The 14833-nt window shown below is 76.7% G+C and carries 14 protein-coding genes; 4 read left to right on the forward strand and 10 right to left on the reverse strand.

The window, feature by feature from the left end; genetic code table 11:
* The first annotated feature begins 274 nt into the window (after window positions 1-274).
* Together ACH5AR_RS00695 and ACH5AR_RS00700 are read left to right on the forward strand one after the other, a co-directional pair.
* The gene (locus tag ACH5AR_RS00695) at window positions 275-1063 is read left to right on the forward strand and encodes an SDR family NAD(P)-dependent oxidoreductase (RefSeq protein WP_396299168.1); all 789 of its coding nucleotides are present in this window, start codon (window positions 275-277) and stop codon (window positions 1061-1063) included.
* Between the two features lie 251 nt (window positions 1064-1314).
* A complete protein-coding gene (locus ACH5AR_RS00700) occupies window positions 1315-2088 on the forward strand; it encodes a GNAT family N-acetyltransferase (RefSeq protein ID WP_396299169.1) in 774 nt (257 codons plus the stop codon).
* A gap of 632 nt (window positions 2089-2720) precedes the next feature.
* On the opposite strand, the gene ACH5AR_RS00705 is transcribed toward ACH5AR_RS00700, so the two are convergent.
* The 6 genes from ACH5AR_RS00705 to ACH5AR_RS00730 all read right to left on the reverse strand — a co-directional run bounded on the left by ACH5AR_RS00705 (window position 2721) and on the right by ACH5AR_RS00730 (window position 8481).
* Window positions 2721-3890 carry a hypothetical protein gene (locus ACH5AR_RS00705; RefSeq protein WP_396299170.1) on the reverse strand — a complete coding sequence of 390 codons (1170 nt, stop codon included), beginning with the start codon at window positions 3888-3890 and terminating at the stop codon, window positions 2721-2723.
* Window positions 3891-4060: 170 nt separating this feature from the next.
* Entirely contained in the window at window positions 4061-4759 is a 699-nt protein-coding gene (locus ACH5AR_RS00710) for an ATP-binding cassette domain-containing protein (protein WP_396299171.1), read from the reverse strand.
* Window positions 4760-4790: 31 nt separating this feature from the next.
* Window positions 4791-5519 (reverse strand): ABC transporter ATP-binding protein, encoded by a 729-nt coding sequence (locus tag ACH5AR_RS00715; RefSeq protein ID WP_396299172.1) that lies wholly within the window; start codon window positions 5517-5519, stop codon window positions 4791-4793.
* The gene (locus ACH5AR_RS00720) at window positions 5516-5644 is read right to left on the reverse strand and encodes a hypothetical protein (RefSeq protein ID WP_396299173.1); all 129 of its coding nucleotides are present in this window, start codon (window positions 5642-5644) and stop codon (window positions 5516-5518) included. The genes ACH5AR_RS00715 and ACH5AR_RS00720 overlap by 4 nt, the downstream gene beginning before the upstream one ends.
* 95 nt (window positions 5645-5739) lie before the next feature.
* Window positions 5740-7740, reverse strand: coding sequence for an ABC transporter permease (locus tag ACH5AR_RS00725; protein WP_396299174.1), 2001 nt, complete (start codon window positions 7738-7740; stop codon window positions 5740-5742).
* A gap of 6 nt (window positions 7741-7746) precedes the next feature.
* Window positions 7747-8481: a hypothetical protein gene (locus ACH5AR_RS00730; protein ID WP_396299175.1), complete on the reverse strand. Its 735-nt coding sequence runs from the start codon at window positions 8479-8481 to the stop codon at window positions 7747-7749.
* A gap of 107 nt (window positions 8482-8588) precedes the next feature.
* Here ACH5AR_RS00730 and ACH5AR_RS00735 point away from each other — a divergent pair, with 107 nt between their 5' ends.
* Window positions 8589-9179, forward strand: coding sequence for a hypothetical protein (locus tag ACH5AR_RS00735; protein WP_396299176.1), 591 nt, complete (start codon window positions 8589-8591; stop codon window positions 9177-9179).
* Between the two features lie 4 nt (window positions 9180-9183).
* Window positions 9184-10596, forward strand: a complete 1413-nt coding sequence (locus ACH5AR_RS00740; RefSeq protein WP_396299177.1) for an ABC transporter substrate-binding protein — start codon at window positions 9184-9186, stop codon at window positions 10594-10596.
* A gap of 56 nt (window positions 10597-10652) precedes the next feature.
* On the opposite strand, the gene ACH5AR_RS00745 is transcribed toward ACH5AR_RS00740, so the two are convergent.
* From ACH5AR_RS00745 to ACH5AR_RS00760, 4 genes are all read right to left on the reverse strand, one after another.
* Window positions 10653-11813 (reverse strand): PP2C family protein-serine/threonine phosphatase, encoded by a 1161-nt coding sequence (locus tag ACH5AR_RS00745; protein ID WP_396299518.1) that lies wholly within the window; start codon window positions 11811-11813, stop codon window positions 10653-10655.
* A 181-nt stretch (window positions 11814-11994) separates the two neighbouring features.
* On the reverse strand, window positions 11995-12417 hold the full coding sequence (locus ACH5AR_RS00750) for a MarR family transcriptional regulator (RefSeq protein ID WP_359904334.1): 423 nt from the start codon (window positions 12415-12417) through the stop codon (window positions 11995-11997).
* Window positions 12418-12447: 30 nt separating this feature from the next.
* Window positions 12448-13656: a M48 family metalloprotease gene (locus ACH5AR_RS00755; RefSeq protein ID WP_396299178.1), complete on the reverse strand. Its 1209-nt coding sequence runs from the start codon at window positions 13654-13656 to the stop codon at window positions 12448-12450.
* Window positions 13657-13933: 277 nt separating this feature from the next.
* The gene (locus ACH5AR_RS00760) at window positions 13934-14680 is read right to left on the reverse strand and encodes a universal stress protein (RefSeq protein WP_396299179.1); all 747 of its coding nucleotides are present in this window, start codon (window positions 14678-14680) and stop codon (window positions 13934-13936) included.
* Between the last annotated feature and the right edge of the window lie 153 nt (window positions 14681-14833).

Here is a 14833-nt window from a genome sequence, read left to right on the forward strand (position 1 = left end):
GCCCGGGGGCGCCGGCGGGCCCCCCGCCGGGGGGGGCGTGGCCCCCCGCCGGCCCCCGGGGGGGGGGGGGGGCCGGGGGGGGGGCCCCCCCCCCGCCGCTGCCGTCGTTCGGGGGAGCTGTTCGTGCCGGTCGCGTGCCGGTCGCGAGCCGGTGTGGTCCTCTCCCGGCCTCTCCGGCCTCCTGGTGCGCCGGTTTTGAGCCGCCGACCGGTCGGATCCGGCGCACCGGCCGAACGGTCCCTCGGGCCGCCCGCCCGCTGGGTAGGGTCGCGCCATGGTGACTGAGAACGCTTGGAGCCCCGAGGGCGGACGGCTGGCCGGCCGCTCCTGCGTGGTGACCGGTGCGGCCAGTGGCATCGGACGGGCCGTCGCCGAGCGCTTCGTCCGGGAGGGCGCCTCGGTGGTCGCCACCGACCTGGACGCGGCCGGGCTGGACCGGCTGGCCGAGCGCTTCCCGAAGGCCGTCAGCACGGTGGTCGGTGACGTCGCCTCGGACGAGGACGCGCGCCGGATGGTGACGGCCGCCGTCGAGCGGCACGGGCGGCTGGACGTGCTGGTGGCCAACGCCGGGATCATCCCGCTGATGGAGATCACCGAGGCGAGCGCCGAGGACTGGGACCACGTGATGGCGGTGGACGGCCGCGGCATGTTCCTCACCTGCAAGTACGCGATCGGGGCGATGACCGCGCAGGACCGGCCGGGCGGCTCGATCGTCTGCCTGTCCTCCATCTCCGGCGAGGCCGGGCAACGCGGCCAGGCGGTGTACGGGCCCGCCAAGTTCGTCGCTTCCGGGCTCACCAAGCACCTCGCCGTCGAATGGGCCGACCGCGGCATCCGGGTCAACGCCGTCGCACCCGGCACCATCACCACGGAGCGCGTCGCCCGGCTGTACGACGAGCCGGGCGGCACCGAGTACCTCGCGGCGATCGAGAAGCTGCACCCGATGGGGCGGCTGGGCGATCCGGCCGAGGTCGCGGCGGCCGTCCTGTTCCTGGCCTCCGACGACGCGTCCTTCGTGACCGGGGTGGTGCTGCCGGTGGACGGCGGGTACCTGGCGCAGTAGCTGGTGCGGCGGGCCACCGCCGGTGCGCGCCTCCGTCGCGGAGGGGGCGGTGACGGGCATTCGCCGGGCGCACGGCGCGGGTTCGGCGCCGGGAGCGCGGTCCGGGGCCGGGGCAGGAACCCGATGGAGCGGCCGGTGGTGCGGAAACCCGGTGGTGCGGAAGTCCGGTGGTGCGGAAACCCGGTGGTGCGGAAGTCCGGTGGTGCGGAAACCCGGTGGTGCGTGCGCCCGAACTCTGCTGGAGTGGGCGGATGGAACACGATGACCTGCTCGCCCTGTTCGACGACCGGCTCCGGCGCAACGCGCCGCCCGACCCCGGCTGCCGCATCGAGCACGACGGCGCGGTGATCCGGCAGGTGGGGTCCGAGCACGGCTGGAACGGGGTGGTCTGGTCGGGCCTGGACGAGGCCGGGGCGGACGCCGCGATCGCCGCGCAGGTGCGCCACTTCGCCGGGCTGGGGCGCGAGTTCGAGTGGAAGGCCTACTCCCACGACCGCCCCGCCGACCTCGGCGAGCGCCTGCTCGCGGCCGGCTTCGTCGCGGAGCCGGACGAGGCGCTGATGATCGCCCGGATCGCGGACCTGCCGACCGACGCCGCCCTGCCCGCGGGGATTCGGCTGCTCACGGTGACCGACGCGGCGGGGGTGGAGCTGCTGACGGAGGCCCACGCACAGGCCTTCGGCGCCGAGCATCCGGGGCTGCGCGAGCGGCTGCTCGACCACCTGCGGAACGGCACCGAGACGGTCAGTCTGGTCGTCGCGATGGCCGGCGACCGCCCGGTCAGCGGCGCCCGGATGGAGCTGATCCCGGGCACGGGGTTCGCCGGGCTGTGGGGCGGCGGCACCGCCCCCGACTGGCGCGGCCGGGGCATCTACCGCGCCCTCGTCGCCCACCGAGCCCGGCTCGCCGCCGAGCTCGGCTACCAGTACCTCCAGGTCGACGCGAGCGACCAGAGCCGGCCCATCCTGCAGCGCCTCGGCTTCGCCTGGGTGAGCACGACGACGCCCTACCTCTGGCGCCCGTAGGGCCTGCCGGGAGCGGTCCTGCCGCGAGTGGTCGCGCCACCCCGCCGCGGGCCGTCGTGCCTCCGTGGTCCCCGGTGATCACGTTGTCGCCGGTGATCGCATCGTCCCCGGTGGCCCCTGCCGATCGGCAGGGGCCACCGGGGATCTGCTGCTCAGGCAGTGCCGTTCGGTACATGTGCGAGAGGCGGGATCGGGGTCATCGTTGGGGCACCAGAAGCGGGGGCCGTCCGGGCCCCCGGGAAAGGAGCCCCAGCATGTTCGACCTCGGCCGCGCCCTCCGCCTCGTCCGGCACCTCGGCCTCCGCCTCCGTCGTGGCACCGACCGTGGCACCGGCCCCGCCGTCCACGGCGCCTTGCCCGAAGCAGCTGCTCCGCTGCGGCCCGCTGTCGTGCGCGGCGGTCCCGGCGAGGGCGTACTGGAACGGCACCCCGATCGCCGCCAATGGCAGCAGGGCGCACAGCAGGACGTGGGTCGGCCCGGTCCTGGACCACCCGCGCCGGGGGCGGCGGCGAGTTGCAGGCCGCCCCAGCACACCGTGGCGACGCCCAGCGCCAGTCCCGCCCGGGCCAGCGGCAGGACGGGCGCCGGCGCGCCGGGGCTGTCCCGGCAGCGGCTCACCAGCGCGTGGGTGTCACCGTCCGCGGCGAGCGTCGGCACACTGCACGCCCACGCGAGGCAGCCGAGCAGCAGGGGTCCGCCCGCCCGGAGCCACCGGGGGAGCGCCGTGCTGCGCCCCCAGGTGTCGTCCCCGCGCCAGCACCACCACTGGTCCCACTTGGCGTGCATGCCGCCCTGGCGCAGTGCCTCGGAGGCGAAGTCGGTCCAGCGCCCACCGCACGGTCTTCACCCGGTCGTACTTGGCGTCGGGCCCACCGCGCTGGTCCGCCTTGACGTCCTCGGGGATGCCCGGGAGGCTGGCGAGGGTCACGGGGTCGGAGAGTATGAGCTGCTTGCGCTGGTTGTCGGGCAGCGCCTGCCACCAGCCGGCGACCAGCCGGGGGTCGTCGCCGCTGCGGATGTCCCCGGTGTACATGGACAGTTCGGTCTGTGAGGCCTCGCGCCGGAGTTGGTCCAGGGCTTTGCGCGGGTCGGTCTCGCAGGTCGCCCTGGCAAGCTTGCGAAGTTCGGCGGCGGCCGGCCGGTCGGCCTGCTCGGCCTCGCGTAGGGCCTCCTGGAGCCTCGCGCCGACTCCCTGCACGACGGTGTCGTTCGAGGACGCCGCGCCGCCGCTGCCGCGGACGGTGGCGGTGGCGGTGGTCTCGTCGACGGTCAGGCCGTACTGCCGGGCCGTGTCCAGGGCGGAGTTCAGGGTGATCTTCGCCCGGGTGATGCTGGCGCCCAGCCCGTCCAGGACCATGACGACGCCGCGCATGACGTCCGCACCGGCCTCCAGGGTCCGGGCCTGCTCCCGGAGCTTGCGGCCGGCCGCCTCGCCGACCTTGTCCTTCCAGGTGTCCTTGAGCGGGTCGACACCGTCGGCGTGGGTGTCGTTGACGGCCTGCCAAGCCTGCTTGCCCAGGGCCGGCCAGTAGGCCGCGGCCGCCTCGACGTCGATGCTGTTGGCGGCCCTGAGCGCCGCGATGGTCATCGTCACGGCTGCTGCCCGGCTCGCCGTCCCGCCGAGGTCGCCGAGGGCCGCGCCGAGACGGCGGGGGTACTCCCGGTCGGCCTGGTCGTAGGAAAGCGCGGAATCATTCAACTGCTGTGATTGGAGGTTGAGTTGGTCGACCGCGGACTTCACGTGGGCCTGCCAGGCGTCGGCGCAGTCCTTCAGTGCGGGGCCGCAGGCCCAGGCCGACATCGTGTCGGCGGCGGTGTGGCTGTTGTCGAGCCAGTGCCCGACGGGTCCGAAGGTCCTGGCGGTCTCGGCGAGGCTGTTCGCGGACTGCTTACCGGTCGTGACGATGGCCGCACCCGTGTCGATCGGGATCGACAGAGTGGGACAGGGGGAAGGGAAAGGTCATCCGAACGTCATGGGAACGTAAGGCCGTCGGGGTACGGCAGGGCGGGGATCCGGCCTGGCGGGCCCTCCCCGGGCTCGCCGGAGAAGACCACCTCGCCCCGGTGCAGGACGTGCACCACCGCTGCCCCGGCGAGGGTGCGCGGCAGCGCCTGCGCGGCGAGCACGACCGTGCGTCCGTCGGCGGCCGCCGACGCCAGCAGGTGGGCGTGCAGCCGGGCGGCGACGGCGGGGGCCAGGCCGCGCTCGGGCTCGTCCAGCAGGAGCAGAGCGGGGCGTGCCGCCAAGGCCCGTCCCACGACGACGAGTTGCTGCTGCCCGCCGGACAGGGTGCCGACCTTGCGGCCCAGCAGGGCGGTCAGCTCCGGGAACAGCTCCAGCACCCCGGCGCGCCCCGGTCCGCCCAGGTCCAGGTTCTCGGCCACGGTCAGCGAGCCGAACACCCCGCGCTCGGCCGGGGCCAGGGCCAGCCCCCGGCGCGCCCGCTGGTGGGCGGACAGTCCGCCGACGTCCCGGCCCCGCCAGAGCGCCCGCCCGCCCGCCAGCGGCACCACCCCGGCGAGGGCGTGCAGCGCGCTGGTCCGTCCGGCGCCGTTGCGGCCGAGCAGGACGGTGACGGCTGCGGACGGGAAGTCCAGGTCGACGCCGTGCAGCGCCTCCAACGGGCCGTAGCGGACCCGGGCGGCCCGCAGGGCGGCTTCGACGGGCATCAACCCTCCCCGGGGTTGAGGCGGTGCGCCCTCATGTGGCGGCCCCCCAGGCGCCGGCGACCCGGGGGTCGGCGAGGACGGTCGCGGCCGGACCGGCGGCGACCACCCGGCCCTGCGCCATGGCGTAGACCGCATCGGCCAGTTCGGCGACCAACTCCGCGTCGTGCTCGACCAGCAGCAGCGCCAGGCCCCGCCCGGCGAGGCCGCGCAGCACGGACACCAGGCGGGCCGTCTGCACGGCGTCGAGCCCCGCCGCCGGCTCGTCCAGCAACAGCACCCGGGGCCCGCCCGCCAGCGCACGTGCCAACTCCACCAGCCGCAGCACCCCCGTCGGCTGGCCCCCGGCCGGCTCGGCGGCCAGCTCCCGCAGCCCCGTCAGCCGCAGTGCCCGGGCGGACCGCTCGGCCACCGTCCGGGCGTCCACCCGCCGCCCGTACTGCTCGGCGCCCACCCGTACGTTGTCGGCCACCGAGAGGGTCGGGAACACGGCGATCTGCTGGAAGGTCCGCGCCAGCCCCAGCCGCACCCGTCGGTACGCGGGCAGCCCGGTGACGTCCCGGCCCCCGAGCAGCACCCGCCCGCGATCGGGCCGCACCGTCCCGGCCAGACAGTCGAACAGCGTGCTCTTCCCCGCCCCGTTGGGCCCGACCAGCGCCGTGATCCGCCCCGCCCTCGCCACCAGGTCGACCCCGCCCACCGCCTCGATCCCCCCGTACCGCCGCACGACGCCCCGCGCCGTGAGCCGGGCGGGGGCGTTCACGGCCGTGCCTCGCGCGTCCGGTGGCTTGCGGCGGCCTTGCCGCGCGGGACGGCCCGGCCGGGCGGCGGGGGCGCGGCGCCGGTACGAGCGGAGGGGGAGCGGGTGGTCATGACTGCCTCTCTCATGCGGTGCTCCTCGCCGTGTCACGGGGCGGCTGCGGCTGCGCGGCTGCGCGACTGCGTGGCCTCACGGATGCGCGGCTGCGCCGTCGTGCTCAGGGTCAGCGCGGTGCGTTCCGCGCGGTCAGGGCCTCCCGGAGGCGGCGGCCCGTCGGAGTGAGGCGGGTCGGAGGGAGCGGGGGCGTCGGTGGTGGGCGGCGGTGGGGCAGGGGGAGGGCGGCGAGGCCGCCGGGGAGGCGGCCGATGGCCGCGGCGAGGGCGCCGACGGCCAGGGCCGAGACGCCGGTGGCGGTGCTGGCGTCGAGGCCGACGAGGAGCGCGGCGGCGAGGACGGCGGCGAGGGCGCTGTCGGCGCCGGCGACCACGACGGTGGCGAACCAGAGGAGTCCGCGCACCGGGTCGAAGGCGGTGGGGTCGAAGGCGCGCCCGGCGAGGCCCATCAGCCCGCCGCCGAGGGCCGCCAGGGCCGCGCCCGCGACGAAGGCGAGGAGCTTGAGGCCGGGCACGTCCACGCCGGCGGCGACCGCGCCCGGTTCGTGGTCCCGCACGGCGGTCAGCGCCCGGCCGAGGCGCCCCCGGTGCAGGGCGCGGACGGTGAGCAGGCCGAGGCCGAGGAGGAGGAGTTCGGCGAGGTAGAAGGCGCGGTCCCCGGCGAGGAAGGAGGGGCGGTCGAGGACGAGCCCGGTGGTGGCGTACGGCTGCTCGAAGACGAACCGGCTCATCGCCGTGCCCACGGCGAAGGTGACCAGGGCGAGGGCGAGCCCGCGCCGGCGGATCGCGGGCCATCCGGTGAGCAGGCCGAGCGGGGCGGTGGCGAGGACGGCGAGCAGCAGCGCGGGGACGGCGGGCAGCGGCGGGAGGCCGGGGACGCGGCCGGACATCAGCAGCGCGGTGCCGATCGCGCCGAGGCCCGCGTAGCCGGCCTGGCCGAGCGAGACCTGCCCGCCGTAGCCGGTGACCACGACGACGGACAGCAGGACGAGCGCGAGCGCGGGGACCAGCAGGGCGTCGCGCAGGTCGTGGCCCCGGAAGCCGAGCGGCAGCAGGAGCAGCACCAGGCAGACGGCGCCCGCCGGCCGTCCGCCACCGGCCGGTCGGCGGGCCAGCGGGAGGGCCTCCCCGGCCGGGGTGCGTTCCCCGGTGATGCCCGGCCCGGCGAGCAGGGCGGTGGCGAGCAGCGCGACCACGAACAGGTTGGCCTGCACGGCCTCGACCAGCGGCAGCAGCTGCCCGGCCGGCCGCAGCCGGGTGAGCTCGGCCTGGGCGATGCCGAGCCCGAGCCCGGTGGCGACCGCGACCGGAATGCTGCGCAGCCGGGCCGCGACCGCGACGGCCATGGTCTCCATCACCAGCAGCGGCAGCCCGTACGGGTCGAGCAGCAGGTACGGCGCGAGGGCCACGCCGACCAGTCCGGCGGTGAACGTGCCGAAGGCCCAGCCGACGGCGGAGAGCCGGTCGGCGTCGATCCCGGTGAGGGCGGCGAGGCGGCGGTCGTCGACGACGGCGCGCAGCCGCAGGCCGAAGCCGGTCCACCGGGTGGTGGCGTGGACGGCGAGGCCGAGCACCAGGATGGCGGCGAGCTGGGCGACGGTGTCCGCCCGCAGCCCGTGCCCGCCGGGCAGCCGGAGCGGGCCGCCGCCGAGCGGTGAGGGCGCGCCGGCCAGCGGCGCCGGGCCCCAGAGCAGCACGGCCAGGCCGATGAGCAGGACGAACACGCCGATCCCGGCGACCATCGTCTCGGCCGGGCCGGCGCCGCGCCGTTGCAGCGGTCGGTAGACCAGGAGGTCGAGCAGCACGCCGAGGGCGGGGGCGACGACCAGCAGGCAGCAGGCGACGGCGGGCCAGACCGGCCAGTGCCGCACCACGACGAGGTCGCTCAGCAGGTAGGCGACGGCCATGGCCTGGGCGCCCTGGGCGATGTTGAGCACCCCGGTGGCGCGGTGGCAGACGACCAGTCCGATGCCGCTGAGCGCGGCAGCGGCGCCGACGGTGAGCCCGGCGAGGGCGAGGTCGACGGTGAGGCCGAAGGAGCCGGGGGCGGCGGTGAGGCCGGTGAGGCCGGTGAGGGGCCCGGTGAGGATGGCGGAGGTCGTCGCGGTCATGGGCGGTCAGCCGCTCGGCGGGGTGGGTTCGTCCGGACGGGTGGGGCCCGGGCCGGTCGGGGCCGGTGAGCAGAGCGGGCAGGGCGTCAGGCCCCGGGCCCCGACGGCCTCCGCGCCCACGGGCGCGGCCTGCTCCTTGCCGGTGACCAGCGGGCAGTCCGGCCGGTGGTACCGGGTCCCTCCGGGGACGGCCAGCCACCCGGCGCCGCGGGCCGCGGCCGCCTCGCCCGCCCCGTCGGTCCCGGCCGGCTCCTCGGAAGCGGCGGAAGCGGCGGCCGCGGCGGACGCGTCGGGTCCGGCGGAACGGCCGACCGGCCCCGGCGGGGCCGGCCCGGGGTCCGGTTCGACCAGGAGCTCGTACAGCCGCTCCACCCGGCGGTCGGTCAGGTCCGGGTGCCCGGGCGGGGCGGGCGGCGGCCGCAGCGCGACCAGCACGGCCCCGGACACGATCAGCGCCGCGCCGGGGATGGTGGACGAGGCCAGGTAGGGCACCTGCTGCTCGACGAACCGCTCGCCGGAGGCCCCGTACCAGCCGAGCACGCACAGCACGGCCCCGACGGCGGCGAGCAGCCAGCCCGCCCACTCCCGGCCCGAGCGGCCCGAGCGGCCCGAGCGGCCCGCCCGGACGGGCCGGCGCCGACGGAACGCGTCCCGGAACCCGCTCCGGAGGGACCCGTCCCGGACGGGGGAACCCTCGGGGGATGTACGGGTGATTTCTCCGTCGGAATGCGATGCGTCCATGGATCCGCCTTCATGGTGTCAGGTGAGACGTTTCCAGGAACGGCCTGGAACAGCATCCGGGACACCGCGTGCGGGGCCCCGGGCGGCGCAGTCGAGAGGGAAGACCCATGCACCTGACGGGAAGCGGCACCCCCGGGGCCGGTGGCCGGACGCTACGGACGGCGGGCGCGCTGCTCGCCCTGCTGCTCGCGGCTGCGGCGGCGGGGTGCGGTAGCAGCGGCACGTCCGGTTCCGGGGCCACGTCGCCCGGGGCCGCCTCCCCGGCGGCCACGTCGCCGGCGGCGACCTCCCCGGCGGCCACGGCCGCACCGGCCACCGGCACCGCCCCCGCCGACCCGGCCGCCGCCAAGGCGGAGATCACCGCCAACTGGGAGAAGTTCTTCGACCCCGCCACCCCGATCACCGACAAGGCCAAGCTGCTCCAGGGCGGTGACGTGCTGCTCCCGGTGCTCCAGGGCTTCGCCCAGGACCCGCGGGTCGGGCAGGTGCAGGCGAAGGTCGACGACGTCGCGTTCACCGACGCGAGCGACGCGACCGTCACCTACTCGCTCTCGCTCCAGGGCAACGTGGTGGAGCCGAGCGCGAGCGGCCGGTCCGTCCTGGACGGCGGCACCTGGAAGGTGTCCCGGTCGACCCTGTGCGGCCTGCTCACCCAGGCCGGGGGCGCCAGCGCCACCCCGATCCCCGGCTGCGGCTGACCGGATGCGGCCGACCGCCCCGTCGCGCCGCCGGGCCGTCCTGCTGCTGGCCCTCGCGCTGCTCGCCGGCTGCGGCACCCGGCTGGCCGACGGGGCCTTCACGGCCCGCCCCACCCCCACCGCCCCGGCCGCCGGCACCGGCACCGGCACCGGCGGGGCGACGGGTGCGACCGGTGCCACGGGTGCGACCGGGGGCGCCAACCCGGCCTCCGACACCGGGGTCACCGCCACCGAGATCCGGATCGGGCTGGTCACCTCGCTGACCAGCCCGGTCGGCAGCGAGGTGTTCAGCGGCCCGCACTACGGTGCCCAGGCCTTCTTCCAGGCCCTCAACGACCGCGGCGGCCTGCACGGCCGGACCGTCCGGCTGGTGACCTGCGACGACGGCGGCAGCGGCGTCGGCAACCAGGACTGCGTGCACCGGCTGATCGACCAGGCCCACGTCTTCGCCTTCGTCAGCGGCAGCGTCCTGGACTACGCGGGCGCCCCGTACGTGAGCGGCAAGGCGGTGCCGGACGTCGGCGGCCAGCCGGTCGGCACGGAGTACGACCGCTGGCCGCACCTGTACGGGATCTACGGCAGCTCCGCCCCGCGCGACGGTCGGTCGGTCGGCTGGAACGGGACGCTCTACCAGAGCACCGAGGTGTTCCGCTTCTTCCGGCAGCGGCTGGGCGCGACCAGCGCCGCCGTGGTCGCCTACAACCAGGCCGACTCCACCCGCTACGCCGGACAGCTGAAGGCGGGGCTGGAGGCCGAGGGGTACCGGGTGCTGCTCCAGACGGTGGACTTCGCGCTGCCGGACTTCCAGGCGGTGGCCGCCGCGGTGCACGCCGACGGCTCGCAGCTGCTGTTCGACGCGATGGACTCCCGGGGCAACGCGGCGCTGTGCCGGGCGCTGGACGAGGCCGGTGTCACGGTGGCGGCGAAGGTCACCACCGTGCAGAACTGGTCGGAGACGGTGCGCACGGACTACGCCTCCTCCCCGAACTGCCGCAACGCGCTGTGGGCGACCTCGTCGAGCCAGAACTACGAGGACGAGCAGGTCCCGGCGGTGCGCGCCTTCCGGACCGCGATGGCCCGCTACCAGCCGGACCGGGCCGACCGGCTGTCCGCCTGGGAGCTGGAGGGCTGGGCGGGCGCGCAGTGGCTGACGGACGCGCTGGACTCCTGCGGCGCGGCGCCGACCCGCGCCTGCGTCGAGGCGTTCATGAACCGCCCCGAGCCGTACGACGCGCACGGGCTGATCCTGCCCGCCTCCTTCGTCCCGCAGCCGCCGCCCACCGGCCCGACCCGGGCCTGCCTGAACGTCGCCCGCTGGCAGGACGCGGCCCTGGGCGGGCAGGGCGGCTGGGTGACGGAGGTGCCGTCGATGACCGCGAACTGCTTCGAGGTGCCGCAGCTGCCGTACCGGCCGTAGCGCGAGGGCGCGCCGGACGGGGGAGGGACCGGCCGCCTTTCACCCCGCCTCCCACCTCACGGCAGCCGTTCGACCACCACCATGGCCGCGTCGTCGTCCAGCCGGCCGCCGACGTGGGCGAGCAGGTCGCGGCGCAGTCCCTGGAGCAGGGCGGCGGGGGTCTCGGCGCGCCAGGCGGTGACGCGTTCGGTGAGCGGGTAGAAGCGCCGCTGGGCGTCCCGGGCCTCGATCACCCCGTCGGTGTAGATCAGTAGCCGGTCGCCGGGCCCGAACGGGAAGGTCTCGGTCTCGTACCGCCGCGGTGCGAGCTCACCGAGGCCCAGCGGCGGGGCGGGGTGAGGGGCGGCGAGGGCGGTGACACCGTCGGGGCGCAGCAGCAGCGGGGGCGGGTGGCCGCAGTCGATCAGGCGGACCGCGGAGCCGTCGTCGGGGATGTCGAGCAGGACGGCGGTGATGAACGACTCGCCGGCCTCGCCGCTCTCCTCGGCGGGCGCCTCGGGCGGCGGCAGGGGCAGGACGGACCGCGCCTGCCGCTCCCGGCGGTCCTGGCGGTCCCGGCGCTCCCGTCGGGACTGCTCGGCGAGCTGGGCGAGGTCCCAGCTGACGCTGCCGTCCAGGTAGGCGGCCAGGTCGGGCAGCTCGGCGTGCAGGTGGGCGGCGGCCCGGAACGCGCCGAGCAGCAGGGCCGCGTCGCCGAGCGAGGACAGCCCCTTGCCGCGAACGTCGCCGACCAGCAGCCGGGTGCCGGTGGCGGTGCGGGCGGCCGCGTACAGGTCCCCGCCGACCTGCGCCTCGGCCTCGGCGGCCAGGTAGACGGAGGCCAGGTGCAGCGGGCCGATCCGCTCCGGCAGCGGGCGCAGCAGCACCCGCTGGGCGGCTTCGGAGACCGAGCGCACCCGGGCCAGCTCGCGTTCGTGCCGGTCGCGCAGCACCCGCAGCCCGACGATCAGCGCCGAGACGATCAGCTGCGCGCTCAGCTGGGTCTCGATGTTCGCGCTGGTCAGGCTGGAACGGGCGGCGCCGATGACGGTCAGTGCGGCGAACGCGAGCGCGGCGACCCAGGCGGTGGCCCGGGGGCCGGCGAAGGAGGCGGTGAGGGCGGGGGCGACGATCAGCAGCGGGCCGAGGTGGATGTCCGGCGGGGAGAGGACGTCGACCACGGCGATCAGCACGATCAGCGCGAGCGTGAGCGCCGTCAGCACCCGGCGGTCGGGCAGCCGGGCGCGGCGGCGGTCGGGGGGATGCGGCGGGTGCGGCGGGTGCGGCGCATCGGGACGCTGCCGGAGGGGCACTCCTCCTCTGTACACCGTGGAGGCGGCGGCCCGCACCCGGAGGGAAGGTCGCGCCGGGAGCGATGGTCCGCGCCGGGAGGGACGGTCCTCCCCGCGAGCGTCCCGGTCAGCCCTCCTGGCCGTAGCGGGCCAGGTAGTCGGCGAAGCGGGCGACGTCCTCGTCGGACCAGTCGGTGAAGCGCGCGGTGAAGGAGAGCCGGCGCTGCTCGTTGGCGTCCCGCAGCAGGGTGAGGCCCGCCTCGGTGGCGCGCAGGATCTGGCCGCGCTGGTCGTCCGGGTCGGTCTCGCGGGCCAGCAGGCCGAGCTTCTCCAGGGCGGTGACCTGGCGGCTGACGGTGGACTTGTCGAGCATGAAGTGCGCGGCCACGTCGGCGGCCCGGCAGCCGCCGCGCTCGGTGATCAGGTCGAGGATGCTGTAGGTGACCAGCGAGAGGTCGGGGTGCAGCTGGGAGGCCTTGTGCCGGGCGCGGCGGGCGAAGGCGGTCAGCTCGCGCTGGATGGTCTCGATGGACGACTGGCGGCCGGGCACGGCGTTCCTACCTCCTCGATTTTTGTTGCACTATACAACGGATCTGCCCGGGGTCGCGCGCCGTTCCGGCGCCCGCCGCCCCGGTGCGGTCTGCCAGGCGCGGGCGGCGGCGATCCGGCTGGTCGCACTCGGGTGAGTGGCGAACAGTAGCTCAAGCACCCGCGGCGGGTCGACATCGGAGACGTTCGCCACCGCGAGCCTGCGCTGCATGGCCACGAACTGTCCGACATCCCCCGTCAGTTCGAGCGCGTGTTGGTCCGCCCTGGCCTCGATCCGGCGGCTCACCGCGCACTGCGGCGGGCCCGACAGCGCGCCCAACAGCGCCGCGAGCGCCGCCAGCAGCGGCAGGGCCCTGGGGTCCGCCGCATCCGTCGCCCCGGCGGCGTCCAGCAGCGGCCGCCAGCCGGCGAGCAGCCCGAGGACGGCCACCGCGCCGGCCGCGCCGAGCGCCCCCAGTGCGGTGCCGAGCGGCACGTCCCGGTGCTTGACGTGGCCCAGCTCGTGCGCGACCACCAGCTCCACCTCGCGCGGCTCGGCGGTGGCCAGGAGGGTGTCGTAGGCGACGATCCGGCGGGTCGCCCCGAAGCCGGAGACGTACGCGTTGAGCGCGGTGGTGCGGCGGGAGGCGTCCGCCACCAGGACGTCCCGCACCCGGACGCCGTCCCGCCCGGCCAGGGCCAGCAGCGCGGTGCGAAGCTCCCCCGGGGGCATCGGGGAGAAGCGGTTGAACACCGGCTCGATCAGCAGCGGGTGGAGGAAGGACAGCGCGACCGCCAGCAGCGCCGCCGCGCCCGCCCCCGGCAGCCACCAGCGCTGCGGCGACCGGGCGGTCAGGGCGAACAGCCCCCATGCGAGCGGGAGGGCCAGGGCCAGGGTGAGCACGAGGCCGCGTACGGCGTCCAGCGCCCAGCCGGCCCAGCCCTGGGTCACCAGTCCGTACCGGGCCCGGACCGTCCGGGCCCCGGCGCCGAACGGCAGGCGCAGCGCCTGGCCGAGCAGTACCAGGGCAGCCGCGCCGGCCAGCACCCCGGCCGTCCGGGAACCGCCGAACCAGCCGCCGACGGCGGTCACCAGGGCTGCGCCGGCCGGCGTGAGGCCGAGCAGCAGGCTGAGTGCCAGGCCCGCCAGCCGCCCGCCCAGCGCCCACGGCAGCTGGGCGCGGCGCAGCGCGCGGCCCCGGGCGCGCTCGTCGGGGGTGAAGTCCGGGGCGGGGGCCTCGGGGGCCGGGGTGGTGTCCATGGGGGCGCGGCTCTTCCGGTCGGGGCGGGGCGGCGGGGGCGGTGCTCGGGGGTCGGGTGGTCCACGGTCCAGCGGCGAGTCCAGCGGTGGTTTAGCGATGAGTCCAGCGGTGATCCAGCATGGCGCACCCGGCCGGGCGCCGCCCACACGAGGACCCCGCCGCCCGCGCCATGGCCGAGCGCCCGCGCCATGGCCGAGCGCCCGCGCCATGGCCTATCTCCCGCGCCCCGGTCCACCGCCCGCGCCAAGACGGCTCCCGCCTCCCACGGCCGGGGGCTCACTCCTCCGCGGGCCCGGTGGCGCCGTGGACGCCGGCCCGCAGCAACTGGTGGCCGAGGTCCACCAGGGCGCGGCCGACCGCGAACTCGTCGCCGACCTCCGGGGCCGGGGCGTCGCGCGGGTTGCGGCGGGAGAGCGCGTCGCTGTGCAGCACGTCGCCGTCGGCGTCCAGCACGGCGTGCACCCGGGTGGTGTCCTCGTCCTCGACCACGTGCAGGGTGAGCTGCCAGTCCTTGGTGCGCACGGCTCCGGGGGCGGGCTGCTCGGCACCGCCGCCGACGGCAACGGTGCCCGGCGGGGCGGCCGCCGTCCCGTCGGCGCGGACGATCACCACCGGGCACACCCCGTGCACCGCGCACCGGGTGGACACCGAGCCCAGCAGCGTCCGGGCGAAGGTGCCCCGGCCCCGGCTGCCCAGCACCAGCAGGTCGGCCCCCTCGGCCGCCTCCAGCAGGACCTCGGCGGCGTGGCCCAGCACCAGGCTCTCCCGGACCTCCACCGGGCGGTCCGGGCCCAGGATCTCGTTGATCTCGGCGCTCAGCGTGCGGCGGGCGGTCCGTTCGAAGCCGTCGTCGACCATCGGCGCGAACCACCCGTACAGCGAGGGGTACTCCCAGGCCGCCACCGCGTGGACGACCGCCCCGGTCAGCACGGCCTGGCCGACCGCCCAGCGCAGCGCCGCCTTCGACGGGTCGGAGCCGTCGATCCCGACCACGATCCGGTGCTCCACGGGACGTGCACCCATCACCTCACACCTCCCGGCCTCGGTGCGACCCCCTTCCTTACACCACGCTGCGCGCCCTCCCGCCCGCGCGCCAGGGACGTGGTGGCCGGGTCGGGCGGGGCGATTGGGACGGACGGGCCCGGAGCACCGCCCCCGGCCTGGCCGGCCTGGCCG

The sequence above is a fragment of the Kitasatospora sp. NPDC018619 genome (genome assembly GCF_044391605.1).
Taxonomy (GTDB): domain Bacteria; phylum Actinomycetota; class Actinomycetes; order Streptomycetales; family Streptomycetaceae; genus Kitasatospora.

Coding starts and splice junctions, on each gene's coding strand:
- ACH5AR_RS00705 (WP_396299170.1), bottom strand. CDS start 3,890: ATGTCGGCCTGGGCCTGCGGCCCCGCACTGAAGGACTGCGCCGACGCC.
- ACH5AR_RS00720 (WP_396299173.1), bottom strand. CDS start 5,644: ATGAGAGAGGCAGTCATGACCACCCGCTCCCCCTCCGCTCGTACCGGC.
- ACH5AR_RS00710 (WP_396299171.1), bottom strand. CDS start 4,759: ATGCCCGTCGAAGCCGCCCTGCGGGCCGCCCGGGTCCGCTACGGCCCG.
- ACH5AR_RS00735 (WP_396299176.1), top strand. CDS start 8,589: ATGCACCTGACGGGAAGCGGCACCCCCGGGGCCGGTGGCCGGACGCTA.
- ACH5AR_RS00695 (WP_396299168.1), top strand. CDS start 275: ATGGTGACTGAGAACGCTTGGAGCCCCGAGGGCGGACGGCTGGCCGGC.
- ACH5AR_RS00740 (WP_396299177.1), top strand. CDS start 9,184: ATGCGGCCGACCGCCCCGTCGCGCCGCCGGGCCGTCCTGCTGCTGGCC.
- ACH5AR_RS00700 (WP_396299169.1), top strand. CDS start 1,315: ATGGAACACGATGACCTGCTCGCCCTGTTCGACGACCGGCTCCGGCGC.
- ACH5AR_RS00730 (WP_396299175.1), bottom strand. CDS start 8,481: ATGGACGCATCGCATTCCGACGGAGAAATCACCCGTACATCCCCCGAG.
- ACH5AR_RS00755 (WP_396299178.1), bottom strand. CDS start 13,656: ATGGACACCACCCCGGCCCCCGAGGCCCCCGCCCCGGACTTCACCCCC.
- ACH5AR_RS00725 (WP_396299174.1), bottom strand. CDS start 7,740: ATGACCGCGACGACCTCCGCCATCCTCACCGGGCCCCTCACCGGCCTC.
- ACH5AR_RS00760 (WP_396299179.1), bottom strand. CDS start 14,680: ATGGGTGCACGTCCCGTGGAGCACCGGATCGTGGTCGGGATCGACGGC.